General features: G+C 68.2%; 18 protein-coding genes. 11 read left to right on the top strand and 7 right to left on the bottom strand.

Going from position 1 to position 19,090, the window contains the following annotated elements; translation table 11 throughout:
• Positions 1-93: 93 nt before the first annotated feature.
• Genes pcaF through paaF form a run of 5 tightly spaced genes read right to left on the bottom strand, consistent with a single transcriptional unit; the run spans position 94 to position 4,868 of the window.
• Positions 94-1,314: a 3-oxoadipyl-CoA thiolase gene (gene pcaF, locus K2O50_RS13620; RefSeq protein WP_050705734.1), complete on the bottom strand. Its 1,221-nt coding sequence runs from the start codon at positions 1,312-1,314 to the stop codon at positions 94-96.
• Positions 1,307-1,756, bottom strand: coding sequence for a hydroxyphenylacetyl-CoA thioesterase PaaI (paaI, locus tag K2O50_RS13615; RefSeq protein ID WP_050705735.1), 450 nt, complete (start codon positions 1,754-1,756; stop codon positions 1,307-1,309). The genes pcaF and paaI overlap by 8 nt, the downstream gene beginning before the upstream one ends.
• A complete protein-coding gene (gene paaH / locus K2O50_RS13610) occupies positions 1,749-3,266 on the bottom strand; it encodes a 3-hydroxyacyl-CoA dehydrogenase PaaH (RefSeq protein WP_050705736.1) in 1,518 nt (505 codons plus the stop codon). The genes paaI and paaH overlap by 8 nt, the downstream gene beginning before the upstream one ends.
• Before the next feature lie 2 nt (positions 3,267-3,268).
• Entirely contained in the window at positions 3,269-4,063 is a 795-nt protein-coding gene (paaG, locus tag K2O50_RS13605) for a 2-(1,2-epoxy-1,2-dihydrophenyl)acetyl-CoA isomerase PaaG (RefSeq protein ID WP_050705737.1), read from the bottom strand.
• 31 nt (positions 4,064-4,094) lie between these two features.
• Positions 4,095-4,868, bottom strand: a complete 774-nt coding sequence (gene paaF / locus K2O50_RS13600) for a 2,3-dehydroadipyl-CoA hydratase PaaF (RefSeq protein ID WP_050705738.1) — start codon at positions 4,866-4,868, stop codon at positions 4,095-4,097.
• Positions 4,869-5,209: 341 nt separating this feature from the next.
• Here paaF and paaY point away from each other — a divergent pair, with 341 nt between their 5' ends.
• Positions 5,210-5,809, top strand: a complete 600-nt coding sequence (gene paaY / locus K2O50_RS13595; protein WP_050705739.1) for a phenylacetic acid degradation protein PaaY — start codon at positions 5,210-5,212, stop codon at positions 5,807-5,809.
• A gap of 59 nt (positions 5,810-5,868) precedes the next feature.
• Complete coding sequence (paaX, locus tag K2O50_RS13590; RefSeq protein WP_156329635.1) at positions 5,869-6,792, top strand: phenylacetic acid degradation operon negative regulatory protein PaaX; 924 nt, start codon at positions 5,869-5,871, stop codon at positions 6,790-6,792.
• Between the two features lie 93 nt (positions 6,793-6,885).
• Here the strand turns inward: paaX and K2O50_RS13585 are convergent, their stop codons facing one another.
• Entirely contained in the window at positions 6,886-8,469 is a 1,584-nt protein-coding gene (locus K2O50_RS13585; RefSeq protein ID WP_050705741.1) for a rhodanese-related sulfurtransferase, read from the bottom strand.
• Positions 8,466-9,068: a cysteine dioxygenase gene (locus K2O50_RS13580; RefSeq protein ID WP_050705742.1), complete on the bottom strand. Its 603-nt coding sequence runs from the start codon at positions 9,066-9,068 to the stop codon at positions 8,466-8,468. Before K2O50_RS13580 ends, K2O50_RS13585 begins: the two co-directional genes overlap by 4 nt.
• Before the next feature lie 110 nt (positions 9,069-9,178).
• On the opposite strand from K2O50_RS13580, the gene K2O50_RS13575 reads away from it, so the two are divergent.
• From K2O50_RS13575 to K2O50_RS13535, 9 genes are all read left to right on the top strand, one after another.
• Positions 9,179-10,075, top strand: coding sequence for a LysR family transcriptional regulator (locus tag K2O50_RS13575; protein WP_050705743.1), 897 nt, complete (start codon positions 9,179-9,181; stop codon positions 10,073-10,075).
• A 211-nt stretch (positions 10,076-10,286) separates the two neighbouring features.
• A complete protein-coding gene (locus K2O50_RS13570) occupies positions 10,287-11,102 on the top strand; it encodes an ABC transporter permease (RefSeq protein ID WP_052896502.1) in 816 nt (271 codons plus the stop codon).
• Positions 11,103-11,104: 2 nt separating this feature from the next.
• The gene (locus K2O50_RS13565; protein ID WP_050705744.1) at positions 11,105-11,866 is read left to right on the top strand and encodes an ABC transporter ATP-binding protein; all 762 of its coding nucleotides are present in this window, start codon (positions 11,105-11,107) and stop codon (positions 11,864-11,866) included.
• Entirely contained in the window at positions 11,863-13,053 is a 1,191-nt protein-coding gene (locus K2O50_RS13560; RefSeq protein WP_050705745.1) for an acyl-CoA dehydrogenase family protein, read from the top strand. The genes K2O50_RS13565 and K2O50_RS13560 overlap by 4 nt, the downstream gene beginning before the upstream one ends.
• Positions 13,050-13,994, top strand: a complete 945-nt coding sequence (locus K2O50_RS13555) for an NAD(P)-dependent oxidoreductase (protein ID WP_050705746.1) — start codon at positions 13,050-13,052, stop codon at positions 13,992-13,994. Before K2O50_RS13560 ends, K2O50_RS13555 begins: the two co-directional genes overlap by 4 nt.
• A complete protein-coding gene (locus K2O50_RS13550; protein WP_050705747.1) occupies positions 13,991-14,809 on the top strand; it encodes a class II aldolase/adducin family protein in 819 nt (272 codons plus the stop codon). Before K2O50_RS13555 ends, K2O50_RS13550 begins: the two co-directional genes overlap by 4 nt.
• A 15-nt stretch (positions 14,810-14,824) precedes the next feature.
• Positions 14,825-15,781, top strand: coding sequence for an ABC transporter substrate-binding protein (locus K2O50_RS13545; protein WP_050705748.1), 957 nt, complete (start codon positions 14,825-14,827; stop codon positions 15,779-15,781).
• 148 nt (positions 15,782-15,929) lie between these two features.
• A complete protein-coding gene (locus tag K2O50_RS13540; protein ID WP_050705749.1) occupies positions 15,930-17,120 on the top strand; it encodes a dipeptidase in 1,191 nt (396 codons plus the stop codon).
• A 338-nt stretch (positions 17,121-17,458) separates the two neighbouring features.
• Positions 17,459-19,033 carry an FAD-dependent oxidoreductase gene (locus tag K2O50_RS13535; RefSeq protein ID WP_050705750.1) on the top strand — a complete coding sequence of 525 codons (1,575 nt, stop codon included), beginning with the start codon at positions 17,459-17,461 and terminating at the stop codon, positions 19,031-19,033.
• Positions 19,034-19,090 lie beyond the last annotated feature (57 nt).

The following is a 19,090-nucleotide window of genomic DNA, read 5'->3' as shown; positions in this document are numbered from 1 at the left end:
AGTTGTTCTTGTCGTGGGCCGAAGCCCTGAGTGTCATGGCAGGCAGCATACTGCCCGCGTCGCGTGGCGTCGCGTGGCGTCTCTGGCGGCTGATCAGAGGCGTTCGAGCACCAGGGCGATGCCCTGACCGACGCCGATGCACATGGTGCACAGGGCGTAGCGGCCGCCGGTCTGCTCCAACTGGTACAGGGCGGTGGTGACCAGCCGTGCGCCGCTCATGCCCAGCGGGTGACCCAGGGCAATGGCGCCGCCGTTGGGGTTGACCCGGGGATCGTCGTCGGCCAGGCCCAGCTCGCGCAGCACGGCCAGGCCCTGGGCGGCGAAGGCTTCGTTGAGTTCGATCACGTCCATATCGGCCAGGGACAGGCCGGTCAGTTCCAGCACCTTGCGGGTGGCCGGTACTGGGCCGATGCCCATCAGTCGCGGCTCGACGCCCGCCACGGCGAGGCCAAGGACCCGGCCACGAGCCTTGAGGCCATGTAGCCGGGCTGCCGCGGGGCTGGCCAGGAGCAGGGCGCAGGCGCCGTCGTTGACCCCCGAGGCATTGCCGGCGGTGACGCTGCCGCCGTCGCGGAACGGCGTGCCGAGGCGCGCCAGTTGCTCAAGGGTGGTGTCGCCCCGTGGATGTTCGTCGTGCTCGACGCGCTTGGCCGTGCCTTTGCGCTGGGGGATCTCCACCGCGACGATCTCCCGGGCCAGGCGGCCATTGGCCTGGGCGGCGGCGGCCTTGAGCTGGCTGCGCAGGGCGAAGGCGTCCTGGTCCTCGCGGGAGATGGCGAAGCGCTCGGCGACGTTCTCGGCGGTCTCGGGCATCGAGTCGATGCCGTATTGCGCCTGCATCAGCGGGTTGACGAAGCGCCAGCCTATGGTGGTGTCGAACAGCTGCGCGCTGCGACCGAAGGCCTGTTCCGACTTGCCCATGACGAAGGGCGCCCGCGACATCGATTCGACGCCGCCGGCCAACATCAGCCCGGCCTCGCCGCAGCGCAGGGCGCGGGCGGCGTTGCCGATGGCGTCCAGGCCCGAGCCGCACAGGCGGTTGATCGTGGTGCCGGGCACCTCGATCGGCAACCCGGCCAGCAGGCCGGCCATGCGCGCGACGTTGCGGTTGTCTTCGCCGGCCTGGTTGGCGCAGCCGAGGATCACATCGTCCACGGCCGCCCAGTCCAGCTCCGGGTGGCGCGCCATCAGTGCCTTGATCGGCACTGCGGCGAGGTCGTCGGGGCGTATGCTCGACAGTGCGCCGCCATAGCGGCCGATGGGCGTGCGCACGGCATCGATGATCAGCGCGTGGGGCAGGGTGGCATCAGTCATGGGAGGTCTCCGGCGACAGCACGGTGCCGCGCACTTTGTAGGATTTGCCGTGGAACAGGGCGATCAGCTCGCCCTGCTGGTTCTCGATGCGCACGTCGTAGTTGCCGGTGCGGCCCTTGCGGCTCTGCTCGCCGGCGGTGGCCAGCAACTGATCGCCCAGGCGTGCCGGCGCCACATAGTCGATGCTGCAACCCAGGGCCACGGCCGCTTCATCGTAGCTGTTGCAGGCGAAGGCGAAGGCCGAATCGGCCAGGGCGAACAGGTAGCCGCCGTGGCAGGTGCCGTGGCCCTGGAGCATGTCGGCGCGCACGCGCATGCTCAGTCGGGCGCAGCCGGGGCCGGCGTCGAGCAGCTCGATGCCCAGGCCCTGGCTGGCGGCGTCGCGGGCGAACATGGCCTGGGCACAGGCGCGGGCCAGGGTGTGTGCGGATTGTTCAGCCATGCAGGCGGCCTCCTTCTGCGTGGGTACGGCGTAGCAGCAGGGACGGGCGGTAACGCTCCTCACCGTAGCTGCGTTGCAGGTTGTCGAGTACGCTCAGGGTGAAGCCGACCCCCAGGCCGTCGGCCCAGGCCAGCGGGCCGCGCGGGTAATTGACCCCGGCGCGCATCGCCAGGTCGATGTCGCCAGGCGTGCCGACGCCTTGCAGCACCGCGTCGGCGGCCTCGTTGGCGAGCATCGCCACGGTGCGCAGCACCACCAGGCCGGGCAGGTCGGCCACCGGGCAGACGCTCAGCCCGGCCTGGGCGAGCAGGGCGACGGCCTGGTCAAGGGCCTCGTCACTGCACTCGGCGTCGTGGCTGATGGCCAGGCGCGTGGCGCTGGCGTAGTCCAGGGCCAGGTCCAGCAGCACCAGGTTGCGCAAACCGTCCTCGCGGGCGCGCTGGCTGGCCAGGCGGCCATCAGACAGCGCCAGGGTGGCGTCCCCCACCCGCAGCAGACCGCTGCCAGCGCGTTCGGTGATGCCCATCCCCTTGGCGCGCAGGCGCTCGACCAGGGGCTGCAGGACGCCGAGGTCACCTTCCACCGTGCAGTGCTCGACAGGCGCCTGGCTGGTGAGTGCCGCAGGCTCTGGTCGCTCGGCACCGTCGGCGTAGCTATAGAAGCCCTGGCCGGTCTTGCGCCCGAGGCGCCCGGCGTCGACCAGCTCTTTTTGCACCAGCGATGGCTGGAAGCGGAAATCGCCATAGAACGCCTCGAACACCGAGCAGGTCACCGCGTAGTTGACGTCATGGCCGATCAGGTCGGTCAGCTCGAAGGCGCCCATGCGAAAGCCTCCGGCGTCGCGCAGCAGGGCATCGAGGGTGGCGCAGTCGGCGGCGCCCTCCTGCAGCAGGCGCAGGCTTTCGGCGTAGAAGGGCCGAGCCACGCGGTTGACGATAAAGCCCGGCGTCGAACGGGCATGCACCGGTTGCTTGCCCCAGTTGCGGGCGGTGTCGTGCAGGGTGGTCGCCAGTGTCGGCGCCGTGGCCAGCCCGGACACGACCTCCACCAGCGCCATCAGCGGTGCCGGGTTGAAGAAGTGCATGCCGATCACCCGTTGCGGGTGGCGGAGCCCGGCGGCAAGGCTGGTGATCGACAGCGAAGAGGTGTTGCTGGCCAGGATGCAGTCGTCGGCGCACCGGGCTTCAAGTTGGCGCAGCAGTTCTTGCTTGATCGGCAGGCTTTCGACGATGGCCTCGATCACCAGGCGGGCATCGGCCAGGTCGTCGAGGCTGTCGATCGGTTGCAGGCGAGCGCGGATGGCACTGCGGTTGTCAGGGGTGAGCCTGCCTTTTTCCACCAGCCGGCCGAGCTGCCGGTCGATACCCTCGATGGCCTGCGCAGCGGCGCCGGGGCGGTTGTCATAAAGGCATACCGGGTGGCCGGCCTGGGCCGCCACCTGGGCGATACCGGCCCCCATGGCGCCGGCGCCGATCACCGCCACCAGGGCATGATTGTCGAGTGCGGCCATGGTCAGCGCCCCTTGAACGCAGGTGTGCGTTTGTTCATGAAGGCGCCGACGCCCTCGCGGTAGTCCTCGCTGCGCCCGGCCAGGCGTTGCAGGTCGCGCTCCAGTTCCAGCTGTTCGTCGAAGCGGTTGTCGAAGCTCTGGTTGAGGGCGCGCTTGATCAAGGCCAGGCCATAGGTGGGCTGGGTCGCCAGGTGGCGGGCGAGCTTGAGCGCCTCGTCGCGCAACGCGGCATCGTCCACCACCCGGTGGATCAGCCCCCATTGCTCGGCCTGCTCGGCGCTCAGGCGCTCGCCCAGCAGGGCCAGTGCCTTGGCTCGGGCCATGCCGACCAGGCGCGGCAGCAGCCAGGTACCGCCGGAGTCCGGTACCAGGCCGATCTTGCAGAACGCCTGGATGAAGCTTGCCGAGCGCGCCGCCAGCACCAGGTCGCAGGCCAGCGGCAGGTTGGCCCCGGCGCCGGCGGCCACGCCGTTGACCGCGCAGATCACCGGCAGCGGCAGGTCGCGCAGGCTGCGCACCAGCGGGTTGTAGAACTGTTCGATGGACTGACCGAGGTCAGGCAACTCTGCGCCGGGCGCGACGTTGCGGTCGGCCAGGTCCTGGCCTGCGCAGAAGCCACGGCCTTCGCCGGTCAGCAGCAGCACCCGGGCGGTTTCGCTCTGGCGCACCTGCTTCAGCGCCTCGCGCACTTCCAGGTGCATGGCGCTGTTGAAGCTGTTGAGCTGCTCGGGCCGGTTCAGCGAAAGCAGGGCGACGCCGTCGTCGCCAATGGAAAACAGGATGTGCTGGAAGGACATGACTGGCTCGCTCCGTCAGTCGGTGGAAGGCTTACAGCCCTTGGAATCGGGCCGGGCGTTTGGCCTGGAAGGCGCGGATACCCTCGTCGCGGTCGGCGGTGCCGGCCAGCAGGGTGAAGGCGTGGCGTTCGAAGCGCAGGCCGCAGGCCAGGTCCATGTCCTGGGCCTTGAGCAGCGCCTCCTTGGCCAGGCGCACCGCCAGCGGTGCCTTGGCGGCGATGGCGGCGGCCACCTGCAGGGCGCGCTCTACGGTGAGTTCGGGCTGGGTGACTTCGCCGACCAGGCCTGCCTGCAGGGCATGACGGGCATCAATGGCTTCGCCGCCGAGGACCATCTGCATGGCCAGCGGCTTGCCCACGGCGCGCAGCAGGCGCTGGGTGCCGCCGGCGCCGGGGATGATGCCGAGGTTGATTTCCGGCTGGCCAAAACGGGCGTCGCTGCCGGCGATGACGATGTCGGCGCACATCACCAGTTCGCAGCCGCCACCCAGGGCAAAGCCGTTGACGGCGGCGATCAGGGGTTTGCCAAAGCCGGCGATGCGCTGCCAGTGGGCCACGCGCGGATCGTTGAGGATGCCGACCAGGTCGCGCTGGGCCATTTCGTTGATGTCGGCGCCGGCGGCGAAGGCCTTGCGGCTGCCGGTGATGACCACGGCGCGGATCTCTGGATCCTGGTCGGCGGCGTCCAGTTCTGCGGCCAGCTCTTCCAGCAGCGCCGTGTTCAGGGCGTTGAGGGCTTGCGGGCGGTGCAGGGTGATCAGGCGGACGCCGTCCGCCGGGGCCTGCACGATGAGGTTGCTTGGCATGGGGGTACCTCAGGCTGCACGTTCGGCGCCGGCTGGGGCCGGCTTTTCTTGGAATTGTTCGTGGTGCTGGGGCAAGTATATGTACAAAGCGATACGCAAAATCAACATTGAAATTGTAATTACGTATCTGTATTTGAGGCGAGTGACGCTATCGCGGGGCAAGCCCGCTCCCACGCTGCCTCGCTTATTAGGGCTTTCGTGGCAGCGAGATTGCCCAGCGATAGGGTGGTTAATGCGCGTAAGTCGTGTGAAGAAAGCGATACATCAGCAAGGCATTGACTAAGTGATTTGATCTGATACAGGATCGCCATATCTTCTGAATCATATCGAGCACACAACCCATGCCCTGCTACCGCCTCGACGGCCTGACCCCGGTCATCCATCCCACCGCCTACGTACACCCCAGCGCCGTGCTGATCGGCGACGTACTGGTCGGCCCCAACTGCTACATCGGTCCCCTGGCCTCGTTGCGCGGCGATTTCGGGCGAATCATCCTGGAAGAGGGCGCCAACCTGCAGGACACCTGCGTGATGCACGGTTTCCCCGGCGGCGATACGCTGGTCGAGCGCAACGGCCATATCGGCCATGGCGCGGTGCTGCACGGCTGTCGGATAGGCGAGGACGCCCTGGTCGGCATGAACGCGGTGGTCATGGACGGCGCGCATATCGCCCCACGCTGCATCGTCGCCGCCACGGCCTTCGTCAAGGCGGGGTTCACCTGCTCGGAGCAAAGCCTGGTGGTTGGCGCGCCGGCCGAGGTCAAGCGCCCGCTCAGCGACCAGGAGCTGGCCTGGAAACAGCGCGGCACCGCCGAATACCACAGCCTGGCCCGGCGCTGCATGACCGCGCTGGTGGAGTGCCCGCCGCTGACCGCGCCCGAAGCGGACCGCCCACGCATGGGCGACACTGGCTTCAGGCCCAAGGCCGAGGGTAGCGCATGAGCCTTGCGCGGTCGCGGCAGGCAGGTATAGTCGAGGCTTTAGCCGCGCCTCGTTCCCCCATGAGCAGCCTTGCCCCCCTGAACCACCTGATCACCCGTTTCCAGCAGCAGACGCCGATCCGCGCCAGCTCCCTGATCATCACCCTCTATGGCGATGCCATCGAACCCCATGGCGGCACGGTCTGGCTGGGCAGCCTGATCAACCTGCTGGAGCCGATGGGCATCAATGAACGGCTGATCCGTACCTCGATCTTCCGCCTGACCAAGGAAGGCTGGCTGACCGCCGAGAAAGTCGGTCGGCGCAGCTACTACAGCCTGACCGGCACCGGCCGGCGGCGTTTCGAGAAAGCCTTCAAGCGCGTCTACAGCGCCAGCCTGCCGGCCTGGAACGGCGCCTGGACCCTGGTGCTGCTGTCACAGCTCGACGCCGGCAAGCGCAAGGCCGTGCGCGAAGAACTGGAATGGCAGGGCTTCGGCGCCATGGGCGCGAACCTGCTGGGCTGCCCGCGCACCGACCGTGCGGACCTCGCCGCGACCCTGCGCGAGCAGGACGCCGAGGACGATTGCATCGTCTTCGAAACCCACGCCCAGGAAGTGCTGGCCTCCAAGGCCCTGCGCGCCCAGGTGCGGGAAAGCTGGAACATCGAGGACCTGGGCCAGCACTACAGCGAGTTCATCCGCCTGTTCCGCCCGCTGTGGCAGGCCATGAAGGACCTCGAGGCGCCGAGCCCGCAGGACTGCTTCCTGGCGCGCACGCTGCTGATCCACGAATACCGCCGCCTGTTGTTGCGTGATCCGCAACTGCCGGACGAGTTGTTGCCGGGGGATTGGGAAGGGCGCGCGGCGCGGCAGCTGTGCCGCAACCTGTACCGGCTGGTGCAGGGCAGGGCGGAGGAGTACCTGGCCAGCGCGCTGGAAACGGCGGATGGGCCGTTGCCGGATGCCAACGAGAGTTACTATCGGCGGTTTGGTGGGCTTGGCTGAGATGGGTATAGCCGCTCCTACAGGGTGCGCGCCAGCCGCGCAATCATGGCTTTCTGCGCGACAGCGCTGGGCCGATTGTCGGGTGTTCTTTCTTCAGATCACAAAGAACCCATGGGTCCCATCCCGCCCCAACTGGTCCACCAACCCGAACTCCCAATCCAGATACCCCTGCATCGCCTCCCGAGGATTGTCGGTGCCTTCATAGGGACGACGATAGCGATCGATGCGTGGCGCGCCGAGACGCCGCTCGCCTTGCTCGATCGGCAGCCCGGCGGCGTGCCAGGCGCTGTTGCCGCCTTCGAGCACGAACACCGGCTTGCCGCTCAGGGCCGCTACCTCCGGCGCGGCATAGCGCGCCAGCTGGCTCGAGCCGCAAGTGAGGACAATGCGTCGTGCTCCGGACAACGACGCCAGCACATCCTTCAGCTGGCTGCGCAGCGCCCACACCGCGCCAGGAATATGCTGCCTGACATGGTTGGCGCTGGTGGTGAAGTCCAGCACCTGGGTACCCGGCTCCGATAGCCAGTCGGCGAGGCGGGCGGGGCTGATGGTATCGGCCTGGGGCGGCGACGGCACGGGTGCGACCCAGGCACCGGTTTGCGTGAAGTCGTCCGAGGACACCCCCTCGAGCACCGCCACCTCCCAGCCCATCTGGGCCAGCCATGACGCGCTCATGTTGGCGCGCACGCCGTCATCGTCCACCAGCACCAGGCGCGCGCCGCGCACACTGGCGACATGGTCGGTTTCCTGCACCAACTGGCCGCCGGGCGTGGAGCGGGCGCCGGGCAGGTGGCCCAGGGCAAACTCCTCGGGCGTGCGCACATCGAACAGGTAGGTGGTGCGCTGCGCTTCGGCCTGCCATTGGCGCAGGCCCGCCAGATCGATGCGTGCCACACCCGCGCGGTCGGCCACCTGGCGGGCGCGCTGCGCGGCGCTGTCGCGGGTGGCGGCGGTCACGGCGCGGAAACGGCGCGACTGGCCTTGCTCCAGCGTCTGCCCGGCGAGGGTCCAGCCGATGGTGCCGTTACGCAGGGCCGCCACCGGGTTGGGGACGCCGGCATTGACCAGCGACTGGGTGCCGATGATGCTGCGGGTGCGCCCTGCGCAGTTGACGATCACCCGGGTGGCCGGGTCGGGGGCCAGCTCCGCCACACGCAGCACCAGTTCGGCGCCGGGCACGCTGATGCCGCCGGGGATGCTCATGGTCTGGTACTCGTCGAAGCGACGGGCATCCAGCACCACCACGTCGGCGTTGGCGTCGAGCAGCGCCTTGACCTCTTCGGCAGCTAGCGAGGGCGTATGACGCTCGGCCTCGACCAGTTCGCCGAAGGCCTTGCTCGGCACGTTGACATCGCGGAACAACTCGCCCCCTGCTTCGCGCCAACCGGCCAGGCCGCCTTCGAGCAGCGCCACGTCGGTGTAGCCGAGGGCGAGCAGGCGCTGCGCGGCGGCCGACGCCAGGCCTTCGCCGTCGTCGTAGACGGTGATGGGCGTGTCGCGGCGCGGCACTCGGGCGTAGATCTCCAGCTCCAGGCGCGACAGCGGCACATTGGCGGCGAACAGCGGATGGGCCTGGGCGAACGGGTCTTCCTCGCGGACATCGAGCAAGGCCAGCTCCTGGCCGGCAAGGAGGGCGGTGCGGATAGCGTGATAGCTGCGACGGGTGACCTGGCTCATGCGCGGTTCTCTTTCGACAGATCCCAGAGGTTGGGCAGATGGTTGTTGGAATAGCCGGAAATGAAGGGCTTCTCTGCGCCCTCGGCGCTGTACACCGCACGCCGCACCGCGCCGATATTGGCGCCGTAGACATGGATGCTGATGGAGGTGCGGTCGGCATGGGCGTTGCGCACCTGGTGCAGGTCACCGATGCGCGGTGACACCGCGATCACCTGGCCGGGTTCCAGCCGCTCGGCCAGTCCTTCCGGTTGCAGGGCACCGTGTGACAGGGCGTAGCCCTGGCTGATCTCGCTGCCGCGCAGCATGCCGATCAGGCCCCAGGTGCGATGGTCGTGCACGGGCGTTTCCTGGCCCGGCCCCCAGACGAAACTGACGATGGAAAACCGCTGGCTGGAATCGGCGTGCAGCAGGTACTGCTGGTAGCGCTCCGGGTTGGGCCGGGCGTAGTCGTTCGGCAGCCAGTCGTCGACACTGACCAGCTCGCGCAGCAGCCGCGCGCCTTGGTCGAGCAGGCGTGGCTCGTCCGGTGCCTGGGCGAGGAGGTCGGCCAGCTCGCCGATGAAGCCGCGTAGCCGTCCGAGGTTGGGCGTTTGAGACATGGGTTCCCTCGATGTCCGTCAGGTGAGGCAGCGCCGGGCGCTACCGTGGCGAGGGAAAAGGTATTATTCTTGTTACGTATTTTTCCAGATATTTATTATGCGAATTAAGAATGAAGATAGATGATATCGATGCATTCGTGGCCGTCATCCGCAGCCAGTCCATCAGCCAGGCGGCCGAGTCGCTGCGCCTGACTCAGCCGGCCATCACCCGTCGGGTGCAGAACTTCGAGGAGGCCCTGGGCGTCAGCCTGCTGGACCGCAATACCAAACCGCTGAAACCCACGCCCATGGGCATGCGCGTCTACGAGCAGTGCCGGGCGGTGCTGCGCGAGATGGACGCGCTGCGCGAGCTGGTGCTCAGCGACTCCTCGCCCAGCGGCGCCCTGCGCCTGGGGGTGCCGCAGACCGTCGGCGACGTGGTGCTGCTCGACGCCCTGAGCCAGCTCAAGGCGCTGTACCCCGACCTGCAGACCCAGGTCGCCACCGGTTGGGGCAGCCACCTGCTGGGCAAGATGGAAAATGGCGAGCTGGACGCCGTGGCGGCGCTGTTCCCGGCCGGCAAGGTATTCCCCGAGGGCATCGTCGGCCGCTCGTTGGCGAGCATGGACCTGGTGGTGGTGGCTGCCCGTGGCGAGGTGGGCAAGCGCAGTTGCAAGCTCGCCGACTGCTACCAGCGTGGCTGGGTGCTCAACCCCGACGGCTGCGGCTTCCGTGCCGGCCTGCAGCGGGCGCTGAACGACGAAGGGCTGTCGTTGCGGATCAACCTGGAGACCTTCGGTACAGAGCTGCAGCTGGGCTTGATAGCCAATGGACTGGGCTATGGCCTGGTGCCACGGCCGTTGCTGGACAACAGCCGTCACCGCGAGCGCCTGGAGGTTGTGCAGGTGAGCGATTTCAAGCCGGTGATCGACCTGTGGCTGATCCATCCGCGTTTTCTCGGCAACCTGCAGGCGCCGGTGGCGTTGTTCGGTGAGACCGTGGCGCAACGGGTGGCGAATCAGCTGTAAAGCCAATCGCCGCCCATATCCGAAGGTTAAAATTGTTGCATGTAAGAAGTCGTTATAAATGCATTATTTGTATATTAGGTTAGAAGCAGATCGAATTTCACGACACTTTTTAAGATCGATAGCATAAGGACCAAGCCAGGCACCGGCGGGCTTGATCGACACTTCCGCCGCGGCCAGCAATCAAAGGAACGGCCTTGAGCGAGGAGATGGAATGTCCCGGCACAGCAACACCCTGGTACCCATCACGGCCCTGTTCCACTGGCAGGGCTTTCGCAACCTTGGCCTGCGCCTGGTCAGCCCGTTGCTGCTGCTGGCGGCCTGGGAGCTGGCCTCGCGCAGCGGCCTGCTGCCGCCGCGAATCATCGCCGCGCCCAGCGCCATCGGCGACACCCTCTGGCAGATGATCGTCAGCGGCGAGCTGGCCGGCCATTTGTGGGTGTCCCTCAAGCGCGCCTTGAGCGGCCTGGCCATCGGTGTCAGCGTGGGCACTCTGCTGGCACTGCTCGCAGGTCTGTCGCGACGCGGCGAACTGGCCATCGACTCGCCGGTGCAGATGCTGCGCACCTTGCCGTTCCTGGCCATCGTGCCGCTGTTCATCCTGTGGTTCGGGGTGGGCGAAACGCCCAAGATCGCCCTGATTGCCCTGGGCACCACCTTCCCGGTGTACCTCGCCCTGTTCTCCGGCATCCGTGGCGTCGACCCCAAGCTGGTGGAGGCCGGGCGGCTGTTCGGCCTGGGCCGCCTGGGGCTGGTCTGGCATGTGATCCTGCCCGGCGCGCTGCCGGCGTTCTTCGTCGGCCTGCGCTACGCCTTCGGCATCAGCTGGTTGGGCCTGGTGGTGGTCGAGCAGATCAACGCCAGTGCCGGCCTGGGCTATCTGGTCAACGATGCCCGCGACTTCATGCGCACCGATGTCATCGTCATCTGCCTGATCGTCTACAGCGTGCTGGGCCTGTCCATCGACGCCCTGGTGCGCCTGCTCGAACGCCTGGCCTTGGCCTGGCGCCCCACCTTCATAAGGAATTGACCATGGAAGTCGCACTGCAACGCCTGCGCCCCCCGGTGCGGGTGCGCGGGCTCACGCGCAGGTTCCAGGGCCACACGGTGCTCGACGGCCTGGACCTGGACCTGGCGCCCGGCGAATTCGTTGCCTTGCTCGGGCGCAGCGGCTCGGGCAAGACCACGCTGCTGCGGGCGCTGGCCGGGCTCGACCGGGTGGAGGCCGGCAGCCTGGAGGTGCCTGGCGCCCATGCGGCGGTGTTCCAGGAGCCACGGCTGATGCCCTGGAAGCGGGCCTGGCGCAATGTCGTCCTGGGCCTGAGGGGCGCCGAGCCGAAAGCGCGTGCCCTGGCGGCGCTGCGTGAGGTGGGCCTGGCGCACCGCACCGAGGCCTGGCCGGGCACGCTGTCCGGTGGCGAGGCCCAGCGCGTGGCCCTGGCCCGGGCATTGGTGCGCGAGCCGCAATTGCTGCTGCTCGACGAGCCGTTCGCCGCGCTAGATGCCTTGACCCGCATTCGCATGCACCAGTTGATCCTCGAACTGTGGCGTACCCATCAGCCGTCGGTGCTGCTGGTCACCCATGACGTCGACGAGGCCCTGCTGCTGGCCGACCGCGTGGTGGTGCTGGACGCCGGGCGCATCGCCGAGCAGATCCCGATCCGCCTGCCGCGCCATCGCGAGGTGGCCAGCCGTGGCTTCCAGGAACTGCGCCAACACCTGCTGGCCCTGCTCGGCGTCGAAGCGCCCGCGGCCAGCCATGCCCACACCCTCGCACGGACCGCCCAACGATGAGCCTCGACCTGTACAGCGCCACCCAGGCGCCCGACCTCGACTCACCGGCCTTCGCCGACCTGCTGGCCCGCCTGAGCGACGAATTTGCCGCCAGCGCCGCCGAGCACGATCGCCAAGGCAGCTTCCCCCACGCCAACCTGCGCCGCCTGCATGAACACGGCCTGCTGGCCCTGACCGTGCCGCGCCGCCTGGGTGGTGGCGAAGCAACGCTGGCCCAGGCCCGACGGGTGATCGCCGCCGTGGCCCGGGGCGAGCCGTCCACCGCCCTGGTGCTGGTGATGCAGTACCTGCAGCACGCCCGATTGCAGCAGAACCAGGCCTGGCCCGAGCACCTGCGCCTGCGCCTGGCCCGCGAGGCGGTGACCGACGGCGCGCTGGTCAACGCCCTGCGCGTCGAGCCGGAGCTGGGCACCCCGGCCCGGGGCGGCCTGCCGGGCACCGTCGCCCGGCGCGTGGCCGAGGGGTGGCGGATCAGCGGGCGCAAGATCTACTCCACCGGCATCCCCGGGCTGACTTGGCTGGCGGTGTGGGCGCGCAGCGACGAGGCCGAGCCGCGGGTCGGCACCTGGCTGGTGCACCGCGACACGCCGGGCATTCGCATCGAGGAAACCTGGGACCACCTGGGCATGCGTGCCACCTGCAGCCACGATGTGATTTTCGATGATGTACTGGTGCCCGTCGAACAGGCTGTGGATGTCCTGCCGGCGCACCAGCCACGCCCATCCGAGCTCGACCACAACGGCGTGCTGTGGCTGGCCGTGCTGCTGTCGAGCATCTACGACGGCGTTGCCCGCGCCGCCCGCGACTGGCTGGTAGGCTGGCTGGCCGGGCGCACGCCGGCCAACCTCGGCGCGCCGCTGTCGAGCCTGCCGCGCTTTCAGGAGCTGGTGGGGCGTATCGATGCCTTGCTGCTGTCCAATCGGGTGTTGCTCGACGCCGCCGCCGAAGGGCGCATCCCGGCAAGCGAGGCCACCCAGGTCAAGTACCTGGTCACCACCCAGGCCATCAGCGCAGTCGAATTGGGCATCGAGGCCATCGGCAATCCGGCGCTGGCCCGGGGCAACCCGCTCGAGCGGCATTACCGCGACGTGCTGTGCAGCCGTATCCACACGCCGCAGAACGACGCGGTGCTCGGCGCCGCCGGCCGCGCGGCATTCGCCTTGCCCAGCCGTGGCGGCCAGGCATGAGCGGCGTGCGTATCGCCAGCCAGCTGGATGCGCGGTTCAACGCGTTGCTGGCTGCCGTCGTGCCGGGCGTGGAGATCCTGGCGCTGCCCAGGGGCGTGCCCCATGGGCTGCCGGAGGATATTCGGGTCTTGCTGGCCGCGCCCGACCCTGGCCTGCGTGACGCCGCCGCGCCGCCCTCGGGCTGGCCGTTCGGGCTCGGCTTCGTGCAACTGGTCAGTTCCGGCACCGACTACTTTCCCGACTGGTTGCTCGAGCCGCTGCCCGTGGCCAGTGCTCGCGGGGTAACGGCGGACAGCCTGGCCGAATTCGCCCTGGCGGCGATGTTCGCCGCCGCCAAGCAACTGCCTCACCTGTGGATCGACGAGCCCGGGCAATGGCAACCACGTCCGCTGGCCTCGCTGGCCGGCAGCACCTTGGGGATCTACGGTTTCGGGCGGATCGGCCAGGCCCTGGCGCGCAAGGCCCTGGCGCTGGATATCGAAGTGATCGCCCTGCGCCGCTCGGCCAGGCCGTTCGAGGTGGCCGGTGTGCGGGGCGTGGCCAGCGTCGAGGAACTGTTCGCCCGCGCCGATCACCTGGTGCTGGCGGCACCGGCCGACCCGTCGACCCGGCATGTGGTCGATCGGCGCAGCCTCGCCCAAGCCAAGCCTGGCCTGCACCTGATCAATATCGCCCGTGGCGCCCTGGTCGACCAGGACGCCTTGCTCGAGGCCCTGGACAGCGGCCAAGTAGCCCTGGCCAGCCTCGATGTCACCGAGCCCGAGCCGTTGCCGGCCGGGCACTGGCTGTACAGCCACCCCAAGGTCCGGCTGAGCCCCCACACCTCGGCCAACACGCCGCAGGTGTACCGCAACCTCGCCGCGCTGCTGGCGCGCAACCTCGATCATTTCCGTAGCGGACGACCGCTGGAGAACTTGCTGGCCCAAGGAGAGACCGCATGAGCGCCAGGCTGAGCCGCCTACCCACCGCCTATTCATTGCCCCGCGACGGCCACACCGTGCATCGCTGGCAGGACCCGCCCCAGCAACCGACCCACGAGGCCGAGCGACGCTTGCGCAAGCAGCGCCTGGCCGGCTCGTTCCGCCTGTTCGCCCGGCACGGCTTCGATATGGGCGGCGCCGGCCATATCACCGTGCGCGACCCGCAGTACCCCGATCACTTCTGGGTCAATCCGGTGGGCGTGTACTTCGGCCATATCCGCGTCAGCGACCTGCTGCTGGTGAATCCTCGGGGTGAGATCGTCGAAGGGCAGGGCGCGTTGAACCTGGCCGCCTTCGCCATCCATGCGGCGCTGCACGAGGCGCGCCCGGATGTGGTGGCCGCCGCCCATGCCCATTCGTTGTACGGCAAGGCGTGGTCGAGCCTGGGGCGCCTGCTCGACCCGCTGACCCAGGACGCCTGCGCCTTTCATGGCAAGCACGCGCTGTTCGACAACTTCACCGGGGTGGTGCTGGAGGCCAGCGAGGGGGCGCGCATCGCCGCCACCCTGGGGCCGGACAAGGTCGCGCTGATCCTGCAGAACCATGGGCTGCTCACCGTCGGGCGCACGGTGGAAGCGGCAGTATGGCGCTTCATCGCCCTGGACAACGCCGCCCATGCGCAACTGCTGGCCGAGGCCGCCGGCACGCCGCGGCCGATCCCGGCGGCGGTGGCCGAGCACACTGCGCGCCAGGTCGGTACCGAGTTCGGCGGCTGGTTCAGCTTCCAGCCGTACTGGGACCGCCTGCTGCGTGATGAACCCGACTTTCTCGACTGAGTGCAAGGAACTGCCATGAATCGCCGTCGTTTTCTGCAGTACAGCGCCCTGGGCGGGCTCGCCTGCGCGCTGCCCGGCGCCTTTGCCCGCGACTGGCAGGGGTTGACCCTGGGCGTGGCCACCTACAAGGGCGCCGCGCCGACCTTCTTCGAGGAGGCCGGCATCGAGCGCCCTGCGTACGAGGTGAAATATGCCGAGTTCAATGGCGGCAACCTCGGCTTCGAAGCGTTGATCAGCGGCACCCTGGACCTGGCGCCGATGAGCGAGATCCCGCCGATCTTCGGTATCCGCAACCAGGCGCCGGTCAAGCTCATCGCCGTGCTGACCGGTGACGTCAACAACCAGGCCTTCGTCGTGCCCAAGGGCTCTACCATGCAGTCGCTGGCCGAGCTGCCGGGCAAGCGCGTGGGTTATATCCGGTCGACGTCCTCGCACTACATGCTGCTGCGCGCCCTCAAGGACCAGGGCTTGACCCTGGCGGACATCCAGCCCCTGGCGCTGACACCCCAGGATGGTTTCGCGGCGTTCCAGAACGGCAACCTGGATGTCTGGGTGACCTTCGGCTATTTCATCCAGCTGGCCGAGCTGCGCAGCGGGGCGCGGGTGCTGCGCACCGGGCAGGGCTACCTGTCGGGCAACTATGTGATTGCCGCCAACCAGCGAGCGATCGAGGACCCGCGCAAGCGCGCGGCGATCGAGGACTACGTGCGCCGCGAGTACCGCAGCTGGCAATGGGTGCAGCACCATCCGGAGGCCTGGGCTGCGCGTTGCGAGCAGGTGCTGGGCATTCCCCGGGAAGTGTTCATCGCCCAGTACAAGGCCCAGAGCGGGCCGCGGGTGCTGCAGGCGGTGGACGATGCCGCGGTGCGTTCGCAGCAGGACGTGGCCGACACCTTCTACGCCGCCGGCGTGCTGCCCCAGCGCCTGGATGTGGCGCCGTTGTGGGATCGGAGTTTCAGCTGGACTTCGTGATTAACGCGGCCCCCCTGTAGGAGCGGCCTTGTGCCGCGAAAGGGCTGCAGAGCAGCCCCGTCGATCTTTAAATCCTGGGGCCGCTTTGCGGCCCTTTCGCGGCACAAGGCCGCTCCTACAGGGACCGCGCCTGGCAATAAGGAATTCTATGCCTCGCTCAACTCGATATGTCTGGGTGGCGTTGATGCTCGCCTGCGGCTGCGCGCTGGCCGATGTCCGCGCCCTCCACGAACGCCTGATCGTCCTCGACAGCCACCTGGACACGCCCATGCAACTGGCCCGGCCCGGCTGGGACATCGGCCAGCGTCACAGCTATGCCGACGACCTGTCCCAGGTCGACCTGCCGCGCATGCGCGACGGCGGCCTGGACGGCGGCTTCTTCGCCATCTTCACCCCCCAGGGGCCGCTCACGCCCGAGGGCCGCACCCTGGCCAGCGAGCATGGCCTGGCGGTGATCACCCGGATCCGCGACATGGTCGCCGCCCGGCCGGACGCATTCGCCTTGGCCACGCGGGCGCAGGAGGTGCCGGCGATCGTCGCCTCCGGCCGCCGGGTGGTGCTGATCAGCATGGAAAATGCCGAACCGCTGGCGGCCGACCCCGGCCGGCTGGCCACCTACCACCGCCTGGGCCTGCGCATGCTCGGCCTGGTACATGCGCAGAACAACGACTTCGCCGACTCGGCCACTGCGTTGCCACACTGGTATGGCTTGAGCCCGGCTGGCCGCGAACTGGTGCAGGCGGCCAACCGCCTGGGAATCCTCATTGATGTGTCCCATGCCTCCGATGCGGTGTTCGACCAGGTGCTGGCGTTGTCCAGCGCCCCGGTGATCGCCTCGCATTCCGGCGCCCGGGCCGTCGGCCCGCATCCGCGTAATCTCGATGACGAACGATTGCGCCGGCTTGCCGCCAGGGGCGGGGTGGTGCAGGTCAACACCTACGCCAGCGATCTGGTGCCGCGTGCGCTGAACCCGGAACGGGACAAGGCCCTGGCGCCGCTGTACCGGGAGTTCCGTCTGGCGGCCAGCCTGCCGCCGGCGCAGGTCGCGGACCTGGCCCGGCGCATACGCGAGGCCGAGGCCCGGTATCCATTGCCGGCGACCAGCCTGGACGACTTCATGCGGCATCTGCTGCACATCCTTGATGTGGTAGGGCCACGGCATGTCGGCATCGGCGCGGACTGGGATGGCGGTGGTGGGGTGGAGGGGCTGCGTGATGTCAGCCAGTTGTCGCAGATCACTGCGCGGTTGCTGGCGGCGGGGTACAGCGAGCAGGACCTGGCGGATATCTGGGGTGGGAACCTGTTGCGGTTGATGGGGGAAGCGCAGGCTGCTCATTGAGTAACGCGCTCACATGGACCAAAACCACGTTGTTTGATTTATCTGGGGCAGCGTGGGAGCGGGCTTGCCCCGCGATTCGGTGGCACCGGCTTCGCCAGTGAGCCCGCTCCCACGATAGAGTCCCCCAGAAATAGAGCAGGTGTTTCAAGATAATTATGCATTCTGTGCAGCATGCAAATCTTAAGACATTACATATTTTAATATTTGCATATGCTCAAAATGTATTTCTCTTAGCTCATCCCGCTCTCTAGGATGGCTCCACATAGAGCGTTTTCGTAGCTTGAAATCATCAAGCCATAACCGAAAGCGATAACCGTGGACCAGGGAGAGTGCCCGCGATGCCATTGACCAGACGCCAACTCATTGCCCGTATCGGTATGGTCGGTGGCCTGCAGGCCGCCACGGCGGCCCTGGGGCTGTTCGGGTCGCTGGGCCCGGCGCGGGCCAGCCAGGAGAACTACGCCCAGTTGCCGCTGGCCCGTGTGGGGCAGGGCGCCAGTGTCACCGTGGTCGGCGCCGGCATCGGCGGCCTGGTGGCGGCCTACGAGCTGCGCAAGGCCGGCTTTGCCGTCACCCTGCTGGAGGCCCGCGAGCGGGTCGGCGGGCGCAACTGGACCGTGCGCCGGGGTGACCGGGTCACGTTCACCGATGGCAGCGTGCAGACCGTCGAATTCGACGACGGCTTCTACCTCAACGCCGGCCCCGGCCGGCTGCCCAGCCATCACCAGTTGATGCTCGGCTACTGCCGCGAACTGGGGGTGGAGCTGGAGGTGCTGGTCAACACCAGCCGCAACGCCCTGGTGCGCCCCGACCTCGACCAGCCACCGATGCAGATCCGCCAGGCGGTCAACGACAGCCGCGGGCACTTGGCCGAACTGCTGGCCAAGGCCGTCGACCGCCAGGCCCTGGACCAAGAGCTGAGCCTGGACGACCGACGTAACCTGCTGGGCTTCCTGCGTACCTGGGGCGATCTGTCGGACAAGCTCGAGTACCTGGGCTCGGCGCGCTCGGGCTACAAGGTCTGGCCCGGCGCCGGCGACCAGCAAGCCCTGCGCAACGACCCGCTGCCCCTGCGCACCTTGCTCAATCCGGCGTTGGGCACGGCGCTGATGATCGACGAGTACCCGGAGTTCTCGCCGACCATGTTCCAGCCGGTGGGCGGCATGGACCGCATTCCCCTGGCGTTCCAGCGTCACCTGCAGGATGTCCTGCGCCTGGGGGCCGAGGTGCGCTCGATTCGCAACTTCGAAGACCGGGTGGAGATCGGCTACCAGCAGCATGGCCAGCCACGGCGCATCACCAGCGACTATGCGGTGATCGCCTTGCCGCTGCCGCTGCTGGCCAGGCTCGACAGCAACTTCAGCGCCCCGGTGCGCCAGGCCATCGGCGCCGTGCAGTTCGGCCATGCCAACAAGGTGGCCTGGCAGTCCCGCCGCTTCTGGGAGACCGACTACCAGATCTACGGCGGCCTGTCGTTCATCAACCAGGCATCTTCCGGGCTGTGGTACCCCAGCGGCGGTTTCAACCAGGCCGAGGGCATTCTCGTCGCCGCCTACAACAACGGCGAGACCGCCCGCCAGTTTGCCGACAAGTCCGTCGCCGAGCAGATCGCCCTGTCGCGCCAGGCCGTGGAACTGTTGCACCCCGGGCACGACCACGAACTGCGCAAGCCACTGGTGGTGGACTGGGGGCGCATACCTCACAGCCTCGGGCCGTGGATCAGCCACCCGCTGGCCGACGCCGACTACGACCTGCTCAACCAGGCCCAGGGCCGGGTGCACCTGACCAGCGACGCCCTGGCCCACAGCGGCATCGGTATCTGGCAGGAAACCGCCGCCGGCGCCGCCCGACGAGTGGTGCGCAACTTGTGCAAGCGTGCCCAAGGCACCTCGCAGAGCCGGCAGACAGCCTAATTACTACACAACTAAAACCACCTGCCAGGTAGCGGACCTCCGAGGCTGGCGCCTACA

The sequence above is a fragment of the Pseudomonas sp. 2hn genome (assembly GCF_019646095.1).
Taxonomy (GTDB): Bacteria; Pseudomonadota; Gammaproteobacteria; order Pseudomonadales; family Pseudomonadaceae; genus Aquipseudomonas; species Aquipseudomonas peradeniyensis.
The sequence above is the reverse complement of the archived record's forward strand: the minus strand, read 5'-3'. Positions and strand labels throughout refer to the sequence as shown.

Bases quoted from the DNA above. Each gene is read 5' to 3' on its own strand.
- pcaF (WP_050705734.1), bottom strand. From the start codon at position 1,314: ATGACTGATGCCACCCTGCCCCACGCGCTGATCATCGATGCCGTGCGC.
- paaI (WP_050705735.1), bottom strand. From the start codon at position 1,756: ATGGCTGAACAATCCGCACACACCCTGGCCCGCGCCTGTGCCCAGGCC.
- paaH (WP_050705736.1), bottom strand. From the start codon at position 3,266: ATGGCCGCACTCGACAATCATGCCCTGGTGGCGGTGATCGGCGCCGGC.
- paaG (WP_050705737.1), bottom strand. From the start codon at position 4,063: ATGTCCTTCCAGCACATCCTGTTTTCCATTGGCGACGACGGCGTCGCC.
- paaF (WP_050705738.1), bottom strand. From the start codon at position 4,868: ATGCCAAGCAACCTCATCGTGCAGGCCCCGGCGGACGGCGTCCGCCTG.
- paaY (WP_050705739.1), top strand. From the start codon at position 5,210: ATGCCCTGCTACCGCCTCGACGGCCTGACCCCGGTCATCCATCCCACC.
- paaX (WP_156329635.1), top strand. From the start codon at position 5,869: ATGAGCAGCCTTGCCCCCCTGAACCACCTGATCACCCGTTTCCAGCAG.
- K2O50_RS13585 (WP_050705741.1), bottom strand. From the start codon at position 8,469: ATGAGCCAGGTCACCCGTCGCAGCTATCACGCTATCCGCACCGCCCTC.
- K2O50_RS13580 (WP_050705742.1), bottom strand. From the start codon at position 9,068: ATGTCTCAAACGCCCAACCTCGGACGGCTACGCGGCTTCATCGGCGAG.
- K2O50_RS13575 (WP_050705743.1), top strand. From the start codon at position 9,179: ATGAAGATAGATGATATCGATGCATTCGTGGCCGTCATCCGCAGCCAG.
- K2O50_RS13570 (WP_052896502.1), top strand. From the start codon at position 10,287: ATGTCCCGGCACAGCAACACCCTGGTACCCATCACGGCCCTGTTCCAC.
- K2O50_RS13565 (WP_050705744.1), top strand. From the start codon at position 11,105: ATGGAAGTCGCACTGCAACGCCTGCGCCCCCCGGTGCGGGTGCGCGGG.
- K2O50_RS13560 (WP_050705745.1), top strand. From the start codon at position 11,863: ATGAGCCTCGACCTGTACAGCGCCACCCAGGCGCCCGACCTCGACTCA.
- K2O50_RS13555 (WP_050705746.1), top strand. From the start codon at position 13,050: ATGAGCGGCGTGCGTATCGCCAGCCAGCTGGATGCGCGGTTCAACGCG.
- K2O50_RS13550 (WP_050705747.1), top strand. From the start codon at position 13,991: ATGAGCGCCAGGCTGAGCCGCCTACCCACCGCCTATTCATTGCCCCGC.
- K2O50_RS13545 (WP_050705748.1), top strand. From the start codon at position 14,825: ATGAATCGCCGTCGTTTTCTGCAGTACAGCGCCCTGGGCGGGCTCGCC.
- K2O50_RS13540 (WP_050705749.1), top strand. From the start codon at position 15,930: ATGCCTCGCTCAACTCGATATGTCTGGGTGGCGTTGATGCTCGCCTGC.
- K2O50_RS13535 (WP_050705750.1), top strand. From the start codon at position 17,459: ATGCCATTGACCAGACGCCAACTCATTGCCCGTATCGGTATGGTCGGT.